This window comes from Proteus hauseri (genome assembly GCF_004116975.1).
GTDB classification, from domain to species: domain Bacteria; phylum Pseudomonadota; class Gammaproteobacteria; order Enterobacterales; family Enterobacteriaceae; genus Proteus; species Proteus hauseri.
In genome coordinates this window covers 1,399,921-1,416,753 of the sequence record NZ_CP026364.1, presented here as the reverse complement: position 1 = coordinate 1,416,753, position 16,833 = coordinate 1,399,921, and the positions used below count along the sequence as shown (strand labels likewise).

Annotated in this window: 14 protein-coding genes; 7 read left to right on the top strand and 7 right to left on the bottom strand. The window is 36.4% G+C overall.

Annotation, left to right across the window (positions count from 1 at the left end; genetic code table 11):
* Positions 1-9: 9 nt before the first annotated feature.
* The 5 genes from nanQ to PH4a_RS06410 all read left to right on the top strand — a co-directional run bounded on the left by nanQ (position 10) and on the right by PH4a_RS06410 (position 5,557).
* Positions 10-483 (top strand): N-acetylneuraminate anomerase, encoded by a 474-nt coding sequence (nanQ, locus tag PH4a_RS06430; protein ID WP_129038645.1) that lies wholly within the window; start codon positions 10-12, stop codon positions 481-483.
* A gap of 190 nt (positions 484-673) precedes the next feature.
* Positions 674-1,561, top strand: a complete 888-nt coding sequence (locus PH4a_RS06425; RefSeq protein ID WP_129038642.1) for a MurR/RpiR family transcriptional regulator — start codon at positions 674-676, stop codon at positions 1,559-1,561.
* Between the two features lie 172 nt (positions 1,562-1,733).
* Complete coding sequence (locus PH4a_RS06420) at positions 1,734-2,624, top strand: dihydrodipicolinate synthase family protein (RefSeq protein WP_129038640.1); 891 nt, start codon at positions 1,734-1,736, stop codon at positions 2,622-2,624.
* A gap of 178 nt (positions 2,625-2,802) precedes the next feature.
* Positions 2,803-3,516, top strand: coding sequence for a hypothetical protein (locus tag PH4a_RS06415; protein WP_129038638.1), 714 nt, complete (start codon positions 2,803-2,805; stop codon positions 3,514-3,516).
* A 64-nt stretch (positions 3,517-3,580) separates the two neighbouring features.
* Positions 3,581-5,557, top strand: coding sequence for an acyltransferase family protein (locus PH4a_RS06410; protein WP_129038636.1), 1,977 nt, complete (start codon positions 3,581-3,583; stop codon positions 5,555-5,557).
* Between the two features lie 110 nt (positions 5,558-5,667).
* On the opposite strand, the gene PH4a_RS06405 is transcribed toward PH4a_RS06410, so the two are convergent.
* The 3 genes from PH4a_RS06405 to PH4a_RS06395 are packed head-to-tail and all read right to left on the bottom strand — an operon-like array spanning position 5,668 to position 8,506.
* Positions 5,668-6,381 carry an MgtC/SapB family protein gene (locus PH4a_RS06405; protein WP_064718264.1) on the bottom strand — a complete coding sequence of 238 codons (714 nt, stop codon included), beginning with the start codon at positions 6,379-6,381 and terminating at the stop codon, positions 5,668-5,670.
* Between the two features lie 42 nt (positions 6,382-6,423).
* Positions 6,424-7,671, bottom strand: a complete 1,248-nt coding sequence (locus PH4a_RS06400) for an MFS transporter (RefSeq protein ID WP_064718263.1) — start codon at positions 7,669-7,671, stop codon at positions 6,424-6,426.
* A gap of 13 nt (positions 7,672-7,684) precedes the next feature.
* Entirely contained in the window at positions 7,685-8,506 is an 822-nt protein-coding gene (locus PH4a_RS06395; protein WP_129038634.1) for an MBL fold metallo-hydrolase, read from the bottom strand.
* A gap of 346 nt (positions 8,507-8,852) precedes the next feature.
* Between PH4a_RS06395 and PH4a_RS06390 the strand changes: the two genes are divergently transcribed.
* Positions 8,853-11,057, top strand: a complete 2,205-nt coding sequence (locus PH4a_RS06390; RefSeq protein WP_129038632.1) for an extracellular solute-binding protein — start codon at positions 8,853-8,855, stop codon at positions 11,055-11,057.
* A gap of 62 nt (positions 11,058-11,119) precedes the next feature.
* Here the strand turns inward: PH4a_RS06390 and ytfE are convergent, their stop codons facing one another.
* From ytfE to norV, 3 genes are read right to left on the bottom strand one after another with little or no spacing between them, the layout of a single operon-like run.
* Positions 11,120-11,782 (bottom strand): iron-sulfur cluster repair protein YtfE, encoded by a 663-nt coding sequence (ytfE, locus tag PH4a_RS06385; protein WP_064718260.1) that lies wholly within the window; start codon positions 11,780-11,782, stop codon positions 11,120-11,122.
* Positions 11,783-11,833: 51 nt separating this feature from the next.
* A complete protein-coding gene (gene norW / locus PH4a_RS06380) occupies positions 11,834-12,973 on the bottom strand; it encodes an NADH:flavorubredoxin reductase NorW (protein WP_129041828.1) in 1,140 nt (379 codons plus the stop codon).
* An 11-nt stretch (positions 12,974-12,984) separates the two neighbouring features.
* Positions 12,985-14,427, bottom strand: coding sequence for an anaerobic nitric oxide reductase flavorubredoxin (gene norV, locus PH4a_RS06375; protein ID WP_129038630.1), 1,443 nt, complete (start codon positions 14,425-14,427; stop codon positions 12,985-12,987).
* A 189-nt stretch (positions 14,428-14,616) separates the two neighbouring features.
* On the opposite strand from norV, the gene norR reads away from it, so the two are divergent.
* Entirely contained in the window at positions 14,617-16,128 is a 1,512-nt protein-coding gene (gene norR / locus PH4a_RS06370) for a nitric oxide reductase transcriptional regulator NorR (protein ID WP_064718258.1), read from the top strand.
* 108 nt (positions 16,129-16,236) lie between these two features.
* On the opposite strand, the gene PH4a_RS06365 is transcribed toward norR, so the two are convergent.
* Positions 16,237-16,806, bottom strand: a complete 570-nt coding sequence (locus tag PH4a_RS06365; protein ID WP_129038628.1) for a molecular chaperone TorD family protein — start codon at positions 16,804-16,806, stop codon at positions 16,237-16,239.
* Positions 16,807-16,833: the final 27 nt, after the last annotated feature.

Here is a 16,833-nt window from a genome sequence, read left to right as displayed (position 1 = left end):
GGATAACCTATGTTATTTGGACATATATCAGATCTGAAAATGATGCCAGAAATGAATTCAGCGCTACGTGGTGCAATAGAAAAAGCATTAGCACTTGATCCCGCCTCTCTTGCTCCAGGTAGTTATAAAATTGAAGATGAAACGCTGTTTATGAATGTGATGACATTTGAAACGCAACCTCGAGAGCAAAAGCGAGCTGAGTTGCACCAGCGTTATATTGATATTCAAATACTGTTATCAGGTGAAGAGATTATTGATTTTGGTATAAAAGGTTCGGCGCAAGATACGACACCTTATAATGAAGCAGATGATTATCAACTTACGGATACAATAACTCATCGACAAACATTATCACTCTCACCGAATATGTTTGCTATTTTTATGCCTTATGAACCGCATAAACCGGGAATAGCGGGTGAAAAAAGTGTAAATACAGTAAAGAAAGTTGTTATTAAGTTAGATATTGCAGCATTGTGTGACTAATCGCGGTTGTTTTAATAACGTGCTTTATTTCTGATGTATCAGTAAGTTATATCATGATGATATTGGAAATAAAGCGCTTTGTTATTATCACATTATTGTATGAGCAAGGCTTTTTTTAACGTGTTGGAATTGGTACTCTTGTTGGCAGAATTCTTTTTCCGTGTATCTTCTGCAACCAAGGATAATGTCCATGACAGAACAGGCAACGACTCGACTAAAGCCGGGTAAAATACTTGATACGCTAGGTGCAATGAAAAATAGCTTAACGCGAGTATCACAGCGTATTGCAGACTATATCCTGTTTCATCCTACAGAAGTAACTCAACTTTCTATTGCTCAACTATCACAAGCGACAAAAGCAGGTGAAGCCACGGTTGTACGTTTTTGTCGTACATTAGGTTATAAAGGTTTTCAAGATTTTAAAATGGATTTGGCAATTGAGATGGCAACTTCAGATAGTGAAGAGTCACCTATCCTTGATGCTGAAGTGAGTCACGAAGACGATATCCATACTATTGGTTTAAAACTACAGGCAACAATTAATAACGTATTGTCGGAAACATTGAATTTGCTCGATATGAAACAAGTTCAAGGTGCGGTAAATGCTTTATTGCCAGCCAACTATATTTTTATTTGTGGTGTAGGTTCTTCAGGTATTACCGCAGAAGATCTTAAAAATAAGCTCATGCGAATTGGCCATCGAGTTGATGCGGTAACAAATAACCATTTTATGTATATGCAGGCCTCATTATTAAAACCAGGCGATGTTGCTATTGGGATTAGTCATTCGGGTAACTCACCTGAAACTGTTCATGCCCTTAAAGTTGCAAAAGAAGCAGGAGCAATCACCATAGCACTGACTCATAATTTGGGTTCACAGATAATGGAATATGCAGATTATCATCTGATTAATGGTAATCGCCAAGGGAAACTGCAAGGTGACTCTATTGGGACCAAAACAGCACAGCTTTTTGTGTTGGATCTCCTCTATACGTTGTTAGTTCAAGCCCAGCCAGAATTGGTAAAAGAACAAAAACTTCGAACATTGAACGCATTAAAACACACTCATTGCGCATAAGTTTATTTCTGTATTGTGTGGTTTTTAGCAAAAATCTGTGAAAGATCACACTTTCATTTTTCTCTTCCTTTAACGCTGATTTCGTTATTGCGTTCTGAAGTTTTGCTCTCTAATATAGAGCAAAGCTCCATTATATAAATAATAAAGAAATTAACCTCCAAAGGAAGTCATCATGAATAAACTCTCTGGATTGATTGCCGCTCCTCATACTCCTTTTGCGACAGACGGTAGCGTTAATTATCCTGTCATTGATGAGATAGCAAAACACCTTATTTCAAGTGGTGTAACCGGTGCTTATGTATTAGGAACAACAGGTGAAGGTATTCATTGCTCCGTTGAAGAACGTAAAAAAGTTGCCGAGCGCTGGGTTGCTGCGAGTCAGGGTAAATTAGATTTAATTATTCACACCGGTGCGTTAAGTATCGCTGATACTATCGAACTTGCTCACCATGCTGAGACTTTAGAGATTAAAGCAACATCAGTGATTGGCCCTTGTTTCTTTAAACCGGGAAATGTTGATGATTTGGTTGAATATTGTCGTTTAGCAGCAGAAAGCGCACCGTCTAAAGGTTTTTATTATTATCATTCCACCATGTCAGGTTTGAGCATTGATATGGAAAAATTCTTACAAGCTGCGGGTAAAAAAATTCCAAATCTATCGGGTATGAAGTTTAATTCTCCTGATATGTATGAATTTCAGCGTTGTTTGCGTGTAGACAATGGTAAGTATGACATCCCATTTGGCGTTGATGAGTTTATTCCAGCAGGACTAGCCTGCGGTGCACTAAGTGCAGTAGGCAGCACTTATAATTATGCTGCGCAGTTATACCTTGAAATAATTGATAAATTCAATGCAGGTGACCATAAAGCTGTTGCTGCCTGTATGGATAAAGTGATTACGATAATTCGAGTTTTAGTTGAATACGGTGGTGTTGCGGCAGGAAAAGTCGCGATGCAATTGCATGGTATTGATGTTGGTGATCCTCGTCGCCCATTGCGTCCAATGACTGCGGAACAAAAAGCCGATGCATTAGCGAAGTTTAAAGCTGCTGATTTTCTGTAATCCCTTTGATTTTGATTGAGTATTTATAAGTAACCCCATCTTTTAACATCTCCCCCTTTGATGTGACTGTGGCTTTTTATTAGAAGGCCACTTTTTTATCATTTGCGCTAAAACTTGATTTTCCAAACCACGCAAACCAAAGTGTTAGTAATAATCTTATTTTTACTAAGGCATATTTATGGCTTATGAGTTTTTGACACAAGCAACTGGTAGAAAACTAGCAACAGGCGAAGCGTGGTTAAAGCAGGTGAATGATGAAACAATAATTGATATTAGTTTAAACGCAGGGCAATTAGCGGTAAATGAAAGAGAAGCTGATAAAGATTTTATCGCTATTGTTCAGCAACTTGATATTTATTGTCGAAAGCTTGAAAGGTTATTTCCGTTTATTAAGTTTACTCAAAAAGCAGATTTCCATTCTACACTGCTCGCTATTTTTAACCGAAAACAGCAAAATTTTATTAGTAATAAAGAGATATTACACCAATGGTGTAGTGAAATAGCTTGCTTATTTCAGCGACACAACACCATTGAACTTATTTTTAGTGAAGTCGTGTTAACGTCAAATGGTAGCGTGGTATTAACTGCAATTTCACCAGAATTAGAGCATTTTCGCCAAAGGGTTTATAAAGATATTCCTATTGATACTGGTTTACATAAGAATATTGTTCATCTTACATTGGGGCGACTAAGCAAAAATACGTCATCAAAAGAGATAAAAATTTTTTACGACTATATTATTAATAATAATCTTGATACGGTTTTCTCATCACCCATACCTTGTTGGAAAATAGTAAAGCCTAAGTTTGTTATTAGCCAAGGTTCATTATCGAGCAAAGTTATTTTAAATATTACCCATGATTTTAATCAGATATGGTTTGGGAATTATTAATTTATAGATAAAAAATTAGTATATAATTTTGAGATTGTTATTAATTGGGATTATGTACTGAGTAATGAATATTAAATATCGTGCTGATGTTGATGGGCTTAGAGCGGTTGCTGTTATTCTCGTGCTCCTTTTCCATTTTGATAAGAATATTGTCCCTTCTGGTTTTATTGGCGTTGATATTTTTTTTGTGATCTCTGGGTTCTTAATTTCCTACATTATTAAAACCGCTCTAGAAAAAGGGAATTTTTCACTAACAGATTTTTATAATCGTCGTTTGTGGCGATTACAACCGCTTTACCTGATGCTATTGATTGTAGTTTTACTGATATCAGGTGCTTTTTATCTGCCAAGTGATTTTCTAGATATTACCAATAGCGAAAAATATGCCTCTGCGTTTATCTCAAATAAATATTTTGCAAGAGCAACAACCAGCTATGCTGCACAAGATGCGCTATTTTTACCGTTATTACACACTTGGTCTTTAGCCATAGAATGGCAATGGTATTTATTTTTACCTTTTGCCCTTTACGGACTACATAAATTTAATCGTAAAGAAAAGATAAATCATTTTTATATTGTTGTTGTTATTACGATTCTGGCTTTTCTGATAGCAATGCATTATCAAAAAGATCAGCCCCGTAACTACTATTTTTTTACGGCTAGAATATTTGAATTTATGCTGGGAGTTTGCGCTGCTTATTTTCCTCGTAAATTTAAACTTCATCCAATTATTAATCATATTATTAGCTTAATTGCACTGGGAAGTATTTTTTGGATCGCTTTTCAAGATGACGTTATTTTAGGTTACCCAAATTATCAAACACTTTATGTCTGTTTAGCTGCTGCATTGATAATTTATACCGGGCAACAAGGTAGTGTTATTGAGAAAATACTCGCATTCAAACCTATTGTTATTATTGGTCTATTATCTTATTCGCTTTACCTATGGCATTGGCCGTTATTTGCGGTCGCACGTTATGTGGGTGTCTTTGATACGGCAACACAAAAAGGACTTATTTTAGCCCTAACGGTATTACTCTCTGTAAGTTCTTATCTGCTTATTGAAAAACCATTTAGAAGAAAGCGTTTGGCATTTAAATATTCGATAACATTACTGTTAATTGTTCCAATCTTAATCACATTGAGCCTAAATGCGTTAAATGAAAAATACCAAGGTTTAGGTGTAAGGCTAGGGCAAAATTACGTTAATCTAGAGCATAAATTACAGCAATTTGAGTATGTAAATCGTTCTAAGTGCATGAACTTTGAAGCGATAAATCCTGATGAAATATGCCATATTGGTGAGATAACCAGTAAGAAAAAAGCATTTCTATTGGGCGATTCTCATGCAAATCATTTTTGGGGTTTTATCGATATATTGGCTAAAGATGCACACTTAGATGTATATGCTCAGGCAACTTCATCTTGTATAACTTTGCCCAATATCTATCTTTATGATTGGTCAAATCATAAAGATGCAGTTTATCAACGTTGCTATGATCATACGGTTAAATATTATCAAATGATCAAACAAGGTCATTTTGATTATGTGATATTTGGACAAGTTTGGAATAACTACGCTTCAAATCATGTAATTAATAAAGTAGGAGATAAAAGAACGCTTGATGATTCAAGAACACGGGTCGAAAAAGCAATGCGTGAGGCGTTGGATATGGTTATCGCAACAGGCGCGAAACCTGTGATAATTAAAAGTATAAATGCAATGCCAAGCGGGTTTATGACCTGTTTTTATGAAAATGCAAAATTAAGAAAAGATTTTGCGGATAATAACTGTAATCCTAAAAATTACAAAAGTGAGGATAACAGTTGGTTTAATCAATTATTTGCAAAACTGGAAATAGATTATCCCACTTTAATTGTTATCGATCCTAAAGATGTACAATGTAATAAAAATAGTTGTTTAACCGATATTGATGGTGTGCCGGTTTATCGCGATGTTGGTCATATTACAGATTATGCTTCTGTGTTGTTTGGTCAGATGTATATAGCGCGCATTGGCAACCCACTAAAAGAAAAATAACTAAATTTAATTAAAATAAAAAATGCCACTTTTAATAAATAATAAAATTATTGGTGGCATTTTTGATTAGGAATTTATGCTCGCTGTTTTAACCAGTATATTAGTGTAGATCAGTGATCAAGAGAAACCGAATGAACATGATCTAATTGTTTTAATGAGCAATAAAACTCAGGTAAAGTTACTTTTTGACGTACTAATAATTTTAAATTTACTTCTACTCGTTCTTTTTTAATATCTCGTATAGTGAGGTTTTCTATAACATCTTTATGATTATTTAAATACTCAATTAATAGCGGTACACCACGCTCATGGGTAAATAACATACGTACTTTAATTTTACCTAATCGCTGATTTTTCATCTGAAATAGCACCACTTGTGGGCTAAGTTGAATAGCCAGAAAAAAGAGAATAGTCACAATAATGGCATGCCAATAAAATCCAGAACCACAGGCAATGCCAACTCCCGCAGATGCCCATACAATAGCGGCAGTTGTTAATCCTGAAATGGCATCATCACGACGATGTAATATAACTCCTGCACCTAAAAAACCTACCCCACTGATAATTTGTGCCGCTAATCTCATTGGATCGCTACGGATATTGTCAGAAATATTGGCATAATATTCTGCTGACTGAATTGAAACGATTGTTAATAAACAGCTGGCAACCGCAATAATGACACAAGTTTTAAACCCAACTGGTTTTCCCTTTGATTCACGTTCTAAGCCAATAAGACCGCCCAAAACAAAGGCGGCCAGTAATTTAGCAATACTTGATAGTGATAAAGGGCCAACAGTATCAACAAACTGTATTAATGCGTTCATGGTTTGCTCCTGATGTTGGCTTATTCCTTTATTAATGTGGTATTAGGGTGTGGCAATACCTTCTTGTGTTTTTTTATCTTCATTATTTTGCTTTTTAGACACATCGTCTTTAAAGAAGAAGATAAAGAACACAGTGACAACAGCAGCAACAATGGCAGGGTAATACCAGAATGTTGACCATTGAGGTAAGGCTGCATTGCCTGTTTCTGTTACGGTTGAATTAAAGATTTGACCACAAATAGTGGAAGCAAATAATAAGCCGAAACCATTAGAGACAATAAAACGTAAACCCTGCGCTTGAGCACGAATTTCAGGTTTTGCTTTGCGGTCAACATAAATATCACCAGCAGTAAAGAAGAAATCCCAACATAATCCCTGTAGCATTAATCCGATAACGATAAAATAGAAACCGGAATCAACTGCAGCATAAGAAAATAAAATAGAGCGAATAATCCAACTTACAGCACCAAGCAGTAAGGTAATTTTAAAGCCGAATTTCATTAAGAAAAACGATAGAACAAACATAAATAGCACTTCACACGCAATACCAATTTGCATAATAGAAGCAGCGTTATTAAATCCTAATGCTTTAATAAATACAGGGATATAAGCAGAATAAGCGGTTTTAGGGATCATCAAAATAAAGATGCTAAACATTAAAATAGCGAAATAGCGATCTTTAAATAATGACAACGCATCTAAGCATAAAATATCTCGCGCTGAGAAAGGTTTCCCTTTGGCTTTTGGTGGCGTATTTGGCAGCGTGAAGCAATAAAAGCCTAATACAACCCCGACGGCAGAAGCGATATACCAAGTCATGGTACTACCAGAGAAACCCATTTCTCCTAAAATAAATCCTATCGCCATAAAACCAAATGTACCGAAGACGCGAATAATCGGGAAATATTTCACACCATTAATGTGAGAGAAACTGATACTGTTAGAAAGTGCAGTTGTTGGGTAAAACAGTAAACCAATGATGAAAATCATAAATAATGTCATACCACTGTTTTGCGCCTCAATAAATTGAGGTACACAAACAATGACTGCGGCATTAATAAGATGCAGTATGCCCATGACTTTTTGTGAAGCAAAGAAACGGTCGGCCACCATACCAATAAACAGTGGGGAGATAATAGTCGCGACACCTAATAAAGCGTAGGCGTTACCAATAATACTTGCCATGCCATAGCTGCTTAATACTAATCCCATTGTCATATTCCATGCACCTTGCATAAAATATTGGACGAACATCATGATTAGTAAACGAGAGGTAATTTTCATATCCATCATCGTTCTCCTCTTAATTTGTTTCTAACGTTAATCCGTCGTATGCAACGCGGATATTATGAGGAGCACAAATTGCTTCTAATTCGTGATGAAGCAATTTACCACTGTGTGAAATATGCGAAACAGCAATTTGGCTATCTTGATGTAAACAACCTTGTTGTTGCAGTTTTTCTTTAGCTGCAAATACAGTTTCAAGGCTCATATGATTATCTGTGCGATCTTTACCATTTAAGCCATAAGTACATTCAAAAACCACGATATCTAATGGTTTATTTTCTAACCATTTCCATGTTAATTCAGGGAACCAACCTGAGTCGTGGCCATAAAAAATAACCTTGCCATCTTTTTCAATATGATAAACATAGCAAAGTTCCCACTTGGCGTGATTAGCCAGTAATGGTGTAATTTTATAGCCATTTCTTTCTACGGTAACAAAAGGAATTAAACAGTGAAAAGCGAATCGCTCTTTGCTGTAGCCGGGTAAGACTTCAATACAGCCGTTAATTGCGCGATCATTACCAAAAATATGTAGTGCGTGGTTAATTTCAAAACCATAGCCTTCCATACGACTGAAAAGCTCGCCAACATTAAAATGATCTGGGTGAGTATGAGTAAATAGCAAGCTTTCAAAGCCTGTTGCATCCATACCATCACGCATTAATTGATAGCTAAATGTAGGTGATACGTCGATCAACATCAGATCATCAACGATTGCAGAAGAGTGCGTTCTAATATCTTTTCCTGCGAGTTCTCGTGCTTTCAGACAGTGTTCACAACGGCAGAATGGGTTTGGAATGCCTTCAGAGGCAGCCGTCCCTAAAAAATGAAGTTTCATAGAAAATCCCCTTATCTTATTGTTTTATTATAAGTTTATTAAAATTCTGGTGCTGGTTATCTATAATGAATAGATGAATTTGAACGTTCCAATAATAAAGTGGCCATTAAAATTTGCCAATAAATGAAGTTGAGATCAGTGATCACATTCAAATTATATTTTTTATCTATTTGATAAATATGATTATTAAAAATTAATGATATTGATAATCATTAATTTGGTAATAAAATATATGAGGTTGTTTTATAAACAAATTTGAAGTGGAACGATCAAATCAATTATCGGTAGTCGTGATAAATAATTCAGGTATGCTATTGAGTGAGAAAATTGAGGTGGAAATAGACAAATGGCGACGATTAAGGATATTGCAAAATTAGCGGGTGTTTCTCATGGTACTGTTTCTAACGTATTGAATAAGCGTGGAAATGTCAGTGTAGAAAAAATTGAAGCGGTGTATCAAGCAGCTAAACAAATGGGTTATCAGCTAAATACACAAGCTCAAATGCTAAGAACCAATAAGAGCCATAAAATTGCGATACTTTTGCCACAATTAGTGTCCGAAAAATATGCTGTTTTCTTTAACTCGTTAAGGCAGTCTATCGTCCATTTTTCAGAGATAACTTACGATCTTTTTTTAACCGATGATCTTGAAACCACAGAGTTAGAGGCATTGCAAAAGATTGCGGCTGGGGGATATAAACAGGTTATTTCTGTTAGTTGCCTTAAAGATGCCTCAATCTATTTTGAAACGTTAAAATTACCTCCTGCTCAAATCGCTTTTATTTATCGCCGCCCTTTAAATGCTGTGCGCTTTTTTACCTTAGATTTTTCACAAGCAGCTGATGTTATTTGCCAGCAATTAGCCCAAACAAGCAGTAAATTAGTGGGAATATTTATTGATAATCGAGACTATTTAAATAGTCAGATTTTCGCTAGTGAATTGCAAAATAAAATTAGCCAATATTCACCAGATAAAAAATCCGTTGTGCTGAGTGCCTCAGATGAAGAGAGTTATAAAATTGCATTTGATTTTTTCTCTATGGAGCAAGTGCCAGATATTTTTATTACGCAGGACATCGAAAAAGCACGCTATTTAACCCAAGCCAGTTATTTTGGTAGCCATAATGATTGCTCCCCTATTTTTGCTTTAAGTGACAATATTCCTCCTGTTTTAAAGGGGTTGTATTACTTTCCGATGAACTATGCGCAGCTAGGTTTAGAAGTTATTGATTGTCTGATACAAGAATTAGATAACGATAGCGTCACTGATAATATTATTTGTGTGCGTAATCAAGGTGAACATCTTTATACTGCGACACCAGCAATAATAAATAAAGACGAGCAAGATATTAGTCTCAATTTATTGATATTACCCAGCCCATCCACAAGCGCATTAAAAAAACTATTGCCTCATTTTTATCGTCAAACGGGTATTCAAGTTAATTTAGCGGTTCACCCTTATGATGAGGTTTATCAAATATTAAGCCAATTACATCTACATCCTTATTATGATTTGTTACGTATTGATATGGCGTGTTTTCCTTGGTTTGCAGAGCGCGTATTGCAACCGTTGGATAAAATTGGTAATGGATTAACTGATTTACTAAAGAATTTTTCTTTACCCACACAGCAAAAATTTAGTTTGGTAAATAATACGGCATATGCAATGCCATTTGATGCGAGTGCACAATTACTGTTTTATCGTAAAGATTTATTTGAAGACACTATTTTAAAAAGAATGTATTACGAGAAAACAGGCAATGAATTAACTGTGCCAGAGACGTTTGAAGAATATGATCAAGTTACCCAGTTTTTTACAGAAAATTATGAAGTTGGGCAATTTTCTCGACCAATGGGCGCGTCAACAACATTGGGTAGTGCCGGTCTTATTGCAACAGAATATTTATTACGTTACTACGCACAAGGTGGTCGGTTAATTGGTGATGACAATATTCCTAAGCTAACAATGCCATTAGCTGGCAATATTCTTAAAGAATATCTACATCAGTTGTCGATCACCGAAAATATTCATAATAAATGGTGGAGTGAGTCAGTTAGGCAATTTGAGCAAGGTAATTTGGCAATGCTTATTGCTTATATGAATTTATTTAACGATGTCGCTCATAGCGATATTTTACCTAAAATTGGTTTCGCTCCTGTGCCTGGTGGTGTTCCTCAGTTAGGTGGTGGTGTGTTAGGGGTTTCTCGTTATAGCCAAAAAGCGCGATACGCAGAACAGTTTTATCGTTGGTTATATTCGCCAGTTGTTATGGATCACCTGATTTTGTTAGGAGGAAATAGTAATCATCAAAACTTTAGCCATAATCAGGAAATTAGCCATCGTTATCCGTGGATGACATTAGCGTATCAGGAAATTAATAAAGGGATCCGTGAATCTTCAGTGCCTAATGGTAAGTTGTTTAATCTGAGGCAAGCTGAAATTATTATTGGGCAAGGTATTACAAACGTTGTTAATAATATTATGACCATAGGTGAGACAATTGAATATATTAATCAACGTTTATTAATAGATACGCAAGGTGAGCGCTAGTTTTATTATTACTATTTGAAAAATAGTAGGGGGGTAAAGAATACCCCCACTAATTATCAACATTATTCGCCAGCTAAAGCTCTTGGAAATAATAAGTTATTTTCTAAGCTAATATGATTCATTAAATCGTCAATAAATTCATTAATTCCATTATAAAGTACACGCCATGTGGTGCAGGCTTCGGGTGGTGGTGTCACATTTTTAGTAATAAATTTAATTACCTCAACAATTTCACCCGCATCATCGTGTTCATGTTCCATTACACTAATAGGTGCCCCCGCTTGGCTGCCAAGGCCATTTTTTATCATAGGAAAGAGTACTCGTTCTTCTTTCATCATATGACTAGTTAGCTCTTCAAGTAATAACGATAACTGGCGAGCTAAGCCTTTAGGAACAGTAGGTTTAGCCTCATGAACACGCTCTACTTTTTCAGCTTGTAAAATTAGCTCAGGTAATTGTGCACGGTGTTTATCGTGATAACGGACAATAATAAAATCAATAATTTCGCTTAAAGGTACTTTGCGCCAATCTTTTTCTAATGGTTGTTGTGAGAGTGCGAGTAATTTATTTTCAATTTCATCAATATCTAATCCGGCTTTTTCTGCGGATTTAATGAGAGTTCTTTTTCCACCACAGCAAAAATCGAGATTATATTGACGAAATATAGCGCTTGCGCCTGAAATAGAGAGCGCTAATTGTCCTAGTGGTTGATCACGTAAATTCATTGTATTCACCTATTTTTAAATAATCATAGATGCTAATTAAGCATTCTAAATTTAAGCATTAAGAGCACGTAATAGAGCAAAGGTTTCTTTTACTTGTTCTTGAGTCACCACAAAAGCGCGAAATATATCATTTGTATCATAGCCTTTAGCAATAATACCGGATTGTGTGGTGTTGATAGTCCAATTTAAATCGCTGCGTGTTGTCTCGCCAGCAAGATGCAGTGGCATTAAGGGGGTTTTCACTCGAATTATCATTGGCGGTAAAGACAGCGGTGCGGTATTTTCCCCCACTAATGTTTTAGCTAAATGCATAGCACTTAATTGAATTGGCTGTAAAAACGGTAATAAGTTACCGTTAATTTGTGCACAATCTCCTAAGGCATATATATCTTTTTCGCTACTTTGCAGATATTCATTTACAGTAATTCCACGATCAGTATGTAAGCCAGCAAGCTGAGCTAATTCAATATTAGGAGAAAGCCCAGTTGCCGCAATAACACAATCAACCGTTAATTGATGATGCTGATTAAAAGTAGCCAAAATACCTTTATCTATTTGGGTTAATGACTGTAGTGGTGATTTTAAAAGTAAGCGAACACCAATATCAGTCAAATTTGCTTGTAAGCGGCCACTTAATTCAGAAGGAAGTAGTGACGCCAGCAAATTACCAGAGATATCAGCAAGTGTTACTTCTTTACCCGCTCGACAAAAATCCATCGCTAATTCTGTACCAATTAACCCAGCACCTAAAATTAATACGCGTTTAGCATGATGAATTTGGGCTTCATAAGTACGATATTCTTGTTGGCTATTTAAGGTAAACATCAGTTCATGTCCTGATATAGCCGGGCAATACGTTTTGGCGCCGGTTGCTAATACTAATTTATCGTAGTGCCATTGCTTACCTTGCGTACTTTGAATAAACTTTTCGGTTCCATCAATATAGGCAATTTGCGTATAAGGATGAATATTCAATTGATATTGCTGTGCAAAATCCTCTGCTGTCTGTTTTGTTAAATCATCGGCAGTTTGTGCTTGGCTAATAACATGGCTTAAATCTGGTTTGTTATATTCATCAATACTGTCCGATGCGATTAAAGTGATCGGAATATCTGTATTAAATTTGCGAATGCTTTTGACTAATTGGCGAGCTGCAAAACCCGCCCCAATTATCACTATGCCGTGGTTTATATTCGTTGTGCTCATTTTGTTTCCTTTGCTATCGCATCAAAAACATCTTTACCTAATGAGCATTCAGGGCATAAGAATGAATCAGGAACCTCACTCCACGGTGTATTAGGTTGTACGTTTTGAATTGGCTCACCTATCGCTGGGTCGTAAATCCATTGGCAAACACTGCATTGCATACAAGAACCTAGGTTGACAGCTGTTATTTCAGGTGTGACTTCTGGTGGCAAAACGGTGTTTTTGATAGGTGTTGGTAAAGGCGCTAATGCCCATTGGCGAGCAAGCTCTCTACCATATTCACGGCAAATTTCTTGTGCATCCATATCAGGACGCCATTTGGTTTTTAATGCCAACGCAGTTTCAAAACCAGCATCCATTAAGCGAGTTTGAATGCGGTCAACCGCACCGCCATTCCAGCCATAACTACCAAATGCAGCCGCTTTTTTATTACGAAAACGTAGGCCTGTCATTTCTTCAAGCATGGCGGCAATTTTTGGCATCATCACATTATTCATTGTGGATGAACCCACTAGAACACCTTTAGAGCGAAATGCACTGGTAATGATGTCATTTTTATCACTTTTGGCGACGTTATAGCTTTTTACAAACACATTTGGGTCAATTTCATTAATACCCTGCGCAATAGCATCCGCCATCATGCGTGTATTATTTGACATGGTGTCATAGAAAATAGTGATGCGATCTTCTTGGTAGTCAGCTGCCCATTTTAGATATAACTCAACGATTTGAGTCGGATTATCGCGCCATACCACACCATGAGATGTTGCAATCATATCGACAGGTAAATTAAAGCCGAGAATTTCATTAATTTTTGGTGTTACAAGGCGGCTAAAAGGGGTCAAAATATTAGCGTAATAACGTTGGCATTGTTCAAATAATTCAGTTTGGTCAACTTCGTCGTTAAATAATCGTTCATCACAATAGTGCTGACCAAAAGCATCATTACTAAATAAAATTGCATCACCAGTTAAATAGGTCATCATGCTATCTGGCCAATGTAGCATTGGGGTTTCAACAAAAATAAGCTGTTTACCGTTACCAATATCCAAACTATCACCGGTTTTAACGATATTAAAATTCCACTCTGGGTGATGATGATGACCATTAATAGAATCGATAGCATTGGCTGTGCAATAAATCGGAGTATTAGGAATAAATGACATTAATTCTGTTAATGCACCTGCATGATCTTCTTCTGCATGGTTAATAATAATGTAGTCGATATCTTCTAAATTAATTTGTGTGCGTAGGTTCTGTACAAATTCGCGGCTAAATTTATGATCAACAGTATCAATAAGTACATTTTTTTCTTCACAAATTAAATAGCTGTTATAGCTGCTACCTAATAATGTTTTATATTCAGTACCATGAAAATCACGAACTTCCCAGTCACGTTGCCCAACCCAGTTAACATTATTTTTTACATGAATAGCCATTTTGTATTGTTCCTTTGATTAATCTTTTTATCGGGATATATATTGATATAATCAAGAAGCGTGCCAGTTTTTATCTTATTGTTTTAAATCGATTTTTATTTATAAGTTAATTAAAGTATTGTCAATATGACTATCTTTATCATGTCAAAATGACCATAATAGGGGTCATAATGACTATGAGGTGTTTTTATGGGATTTTCGGTTGATGTGCTGGCTAAAATAGCCATTGAATTGCAAAAAGATGTGGGTCATCAAGACCGTTTTCAGCGTTTAGTAACGACTCTTCGACAAGTGCTCGGTTGTGATGCTGCGGCCTTGCTGCGCTATGAGCCTCATCAGTTTATTCCATTAGCCATTGATGGTCTTGTGCCTGATGTATTAGGTCGTCGCTTTTTACTTGAAGGCCATCCTCGACTTGAAACGATAGCTCGTGCCGGTGATGTGGTGCGTTTTCCTGCTGATAGCGACCTGCCTGATCCTTACGACGGACTTATTCCTGATAGAGAGCATTTAAAAGTTCATGCTTGTGTGGGTTTACCACTATTTGCAGGACAAGATTTAATTGGCACATTAACGCTCGATGGTATGGATCCGCATCAATTTGATACCTTTAGTGATGAAGAATTACGTTTAATTGCGGCATTAACCGCGGGCGCATTAAATAACGCATTATTGATTGAGCAGCTTGAAAATCAGAATATGTTATTTACCCCAACCACTTCATTTAAGCCCACGGTAAAAACGGAAATTATTGGTTTATCTACTTTGATGGAGCAATTAAAAAAAGAAATAGAGATAGTTGCTCCCGCTGATATGAATATTTTAGTAAGTGGTGAAACGGGCACAGGTAAAGAGCTGGTGGTGAAGGCGATTCATGAGATGTCTAATCGTGCAGATAATCCGTTGGTTTATTTAAATTGTGCCGCACTACCTGAAAGCGTTGCGGAAAGTGAATTATTTGGTCATGTAAAAGGTGCATTTACTGGGGCAATTAGTCATCGTAGTGGTAAGTTTGAGATGGCCGATAATGGCACCTTATTTTTGGATGAAATAGGTGAATTGTCGTTAACACTACAAGCTAAATTACTACGAGTATTACAATATGGTGATATTCAACGTATTGGTGATGATCGTAATTTACGCGTCAATGTGCGTGTATTAGCTGCGACTAATCGTGATTTATGGGAAGAAGTATTAGCTGGGAATTTTCGTGCCGACTTATTTCATCGTTTAAGTATTTTCCCTCTTCATGTACCGCCATTACGTGAACGTCACGACGATATTTTGTTATTAGCTGGCTATTTTTGTGAGCAATATCGTCAGCGTTTTAATTTATCTCAAGTTGTGATTAGCCCTGAATTGCGCCGTTATTTATTACATTATTCTTGGCCTGGTAATGTGCGTGAATTAGAGCATACCATTCACAGAGGTATTGTACTCGCCAGAGCAGGAAGTAAAGCTGACAGCCTTATTTTGCAGGTGAGTCATTTTGCCTTGGGATCAGAAAACCAAGTTATTCCGACACCGCACTCTTTGCCTTCGGTAGATAAAAACTTAAAACAAGCAACAGATGAATTTCAGCGTGATTTAATTAAACAAGCCTTGCTGCGTAATAATCATAATTGGGCTGCAACTGCACGAGAATTAGCGATAGATCCGGCCAATTTACGCCGTTTAACTAAGCGATTAGATTTAAAGTAGTATTATTCTGAGAGCACATTGAGCAAACAAAATAGAAAAAGGTAATTTGGGTGCGTCGTCCAAATTACCTTGAAGCATTATGTTAGGATGATAAGTCTTTAATAAATATTACTTTCTAAATTCATTCACCGTGATGGATACCAGTTCTGTTAATGCACTATAAAATTGGCTATAGCCACTCATCTTTAATTTATTTAAATATAAGGGCAGCCAGGTTTTTAAATGATGGGTCAATAATTCATCAACCGCCGTTTCTCTTTTTTCAGAGGCTAATACCGCTGCCTGAAATAGGACTAAACCAATATGATCAACCGATTCAGGAAATGGGGTATTTATCTTTAAACGTTCACGTTTTAAAAACTCACTTAGGGCAAATGTTGAGTCACCCTGTAATAAACCTTCCGGATCTAAATAAACTGAGCCCCAAGGTGGCGCTGGTAATGCATTAGGGTCAATAAATAAATTTTCCCACTGTGTTTTTAACTGTTCAGTGCCAATAGAGACTGAATTAATTAAACGTTCACAAAGACGATTTTCTATTTTGCAAGGCCACTGTGCTGCAAAATTGCCGGTTTTAAAAAAGCTGAGTGCTGTTTTATTGGTATCGTCATCTGGTGGGAATAAATAACAAATTCCCAATAAATTAAATGCAGCCGCGTAATAAGAGAGTCTGCTCATAATTTGTGATACTTCCTTAAACAAACC

Excerpts from the sequence above, each read along its gene's own strand:
- PH4a_RS06425 (WP_129038642.1), top strand. The coding sequence starts at position 674 with ATGACAGAACAGGCAACGACTCGACTAAAGCCGGGTAAAATACTTGAT.
- PH4a_RS06395 (WP_129038634.1), bottom strand. The coding sequence starts at position 8,506 with ATGAAACTTCATTTTTTAGGGACGGCTGCCTCTGAAGGCATTCCAAAC.
- ytfE (WP_064718260.1), bottom strand. The coding sequence starts at position 11,782 with ATGAATTTACGTGATCAACCACTAGGACAATTAGCGCTCTCTATTTCA.
- nanQ (WP_129038645.1), top strand. The coding sequence starts at position 10 with ATGTTATTTGGACATATATCAGATCTGAAAATGATGCCAGAAATGAAT.
- norV (WP_129038630.1), bottom strand. The coding sequence starts at position 14,427 with ATGGCTATTCATGTAAAAAATAATGTTAACTGGGTTGGGCAACGTGAC.
- PH4a_RS06415 (WP_129038638.1), top strand. The coding sequence starts at position 2,803 with ATGGCTTATGAGTTTTTGACACAAGCAACTGGTAGAAAACTAGCAACA.
- PH4a_RS06420 (WP_129038640.1), top strand. The coding sequence starts at position 1,734 with ATGAATAAACTCTCTGGATTGATTGCCGCTCCTCATACTCCTTTTGCG.
- PH4a_RS06390 (WP_129038632.1), top strand. The coding sequence starts at position 8,853 with ATGGCGACGATTAAGGATATTGCAAAATTAGCGGGTGTTTCTCATGGT.
- PH4a_RS06365 (WP_129038628.1), bottom strand. The coding sequence starts at position 16,806 with ATGAGCAGACTCTCTTATTACGCGGCTGCATTTAATTTATTGGGAATT.
- PH4a_RS06405 (WP_064718264.1), bottom strand. The coding sequence starts at position 6,381 with ATGAACGCATTAATACAGTTTGTTGATACTGTTGGCCCTTTATCACTA.
- PH4a_RS06400 (WP_064718263.1), bottom strand. The coding sequence starts at position 7,671 with ATGGATATGAAAATTACCTCTCGTTTACTAATCATGATGTTCGTCCAA.
- norR (WP_064718258.1), top strand. The coding sequence starts at position 14,617 with ATGGGATTTTCGGTTGATGTGCTGGCTAAAATAGCCATTGAATTGCAA.
- PH4a_RS06410 (WP_129038636.1), top strand. The coding sequence starts at position 3,581 with ATGAATATTAAATATCGTGCTGATGTTGATGGGCTTAGAGCGGTTGCT.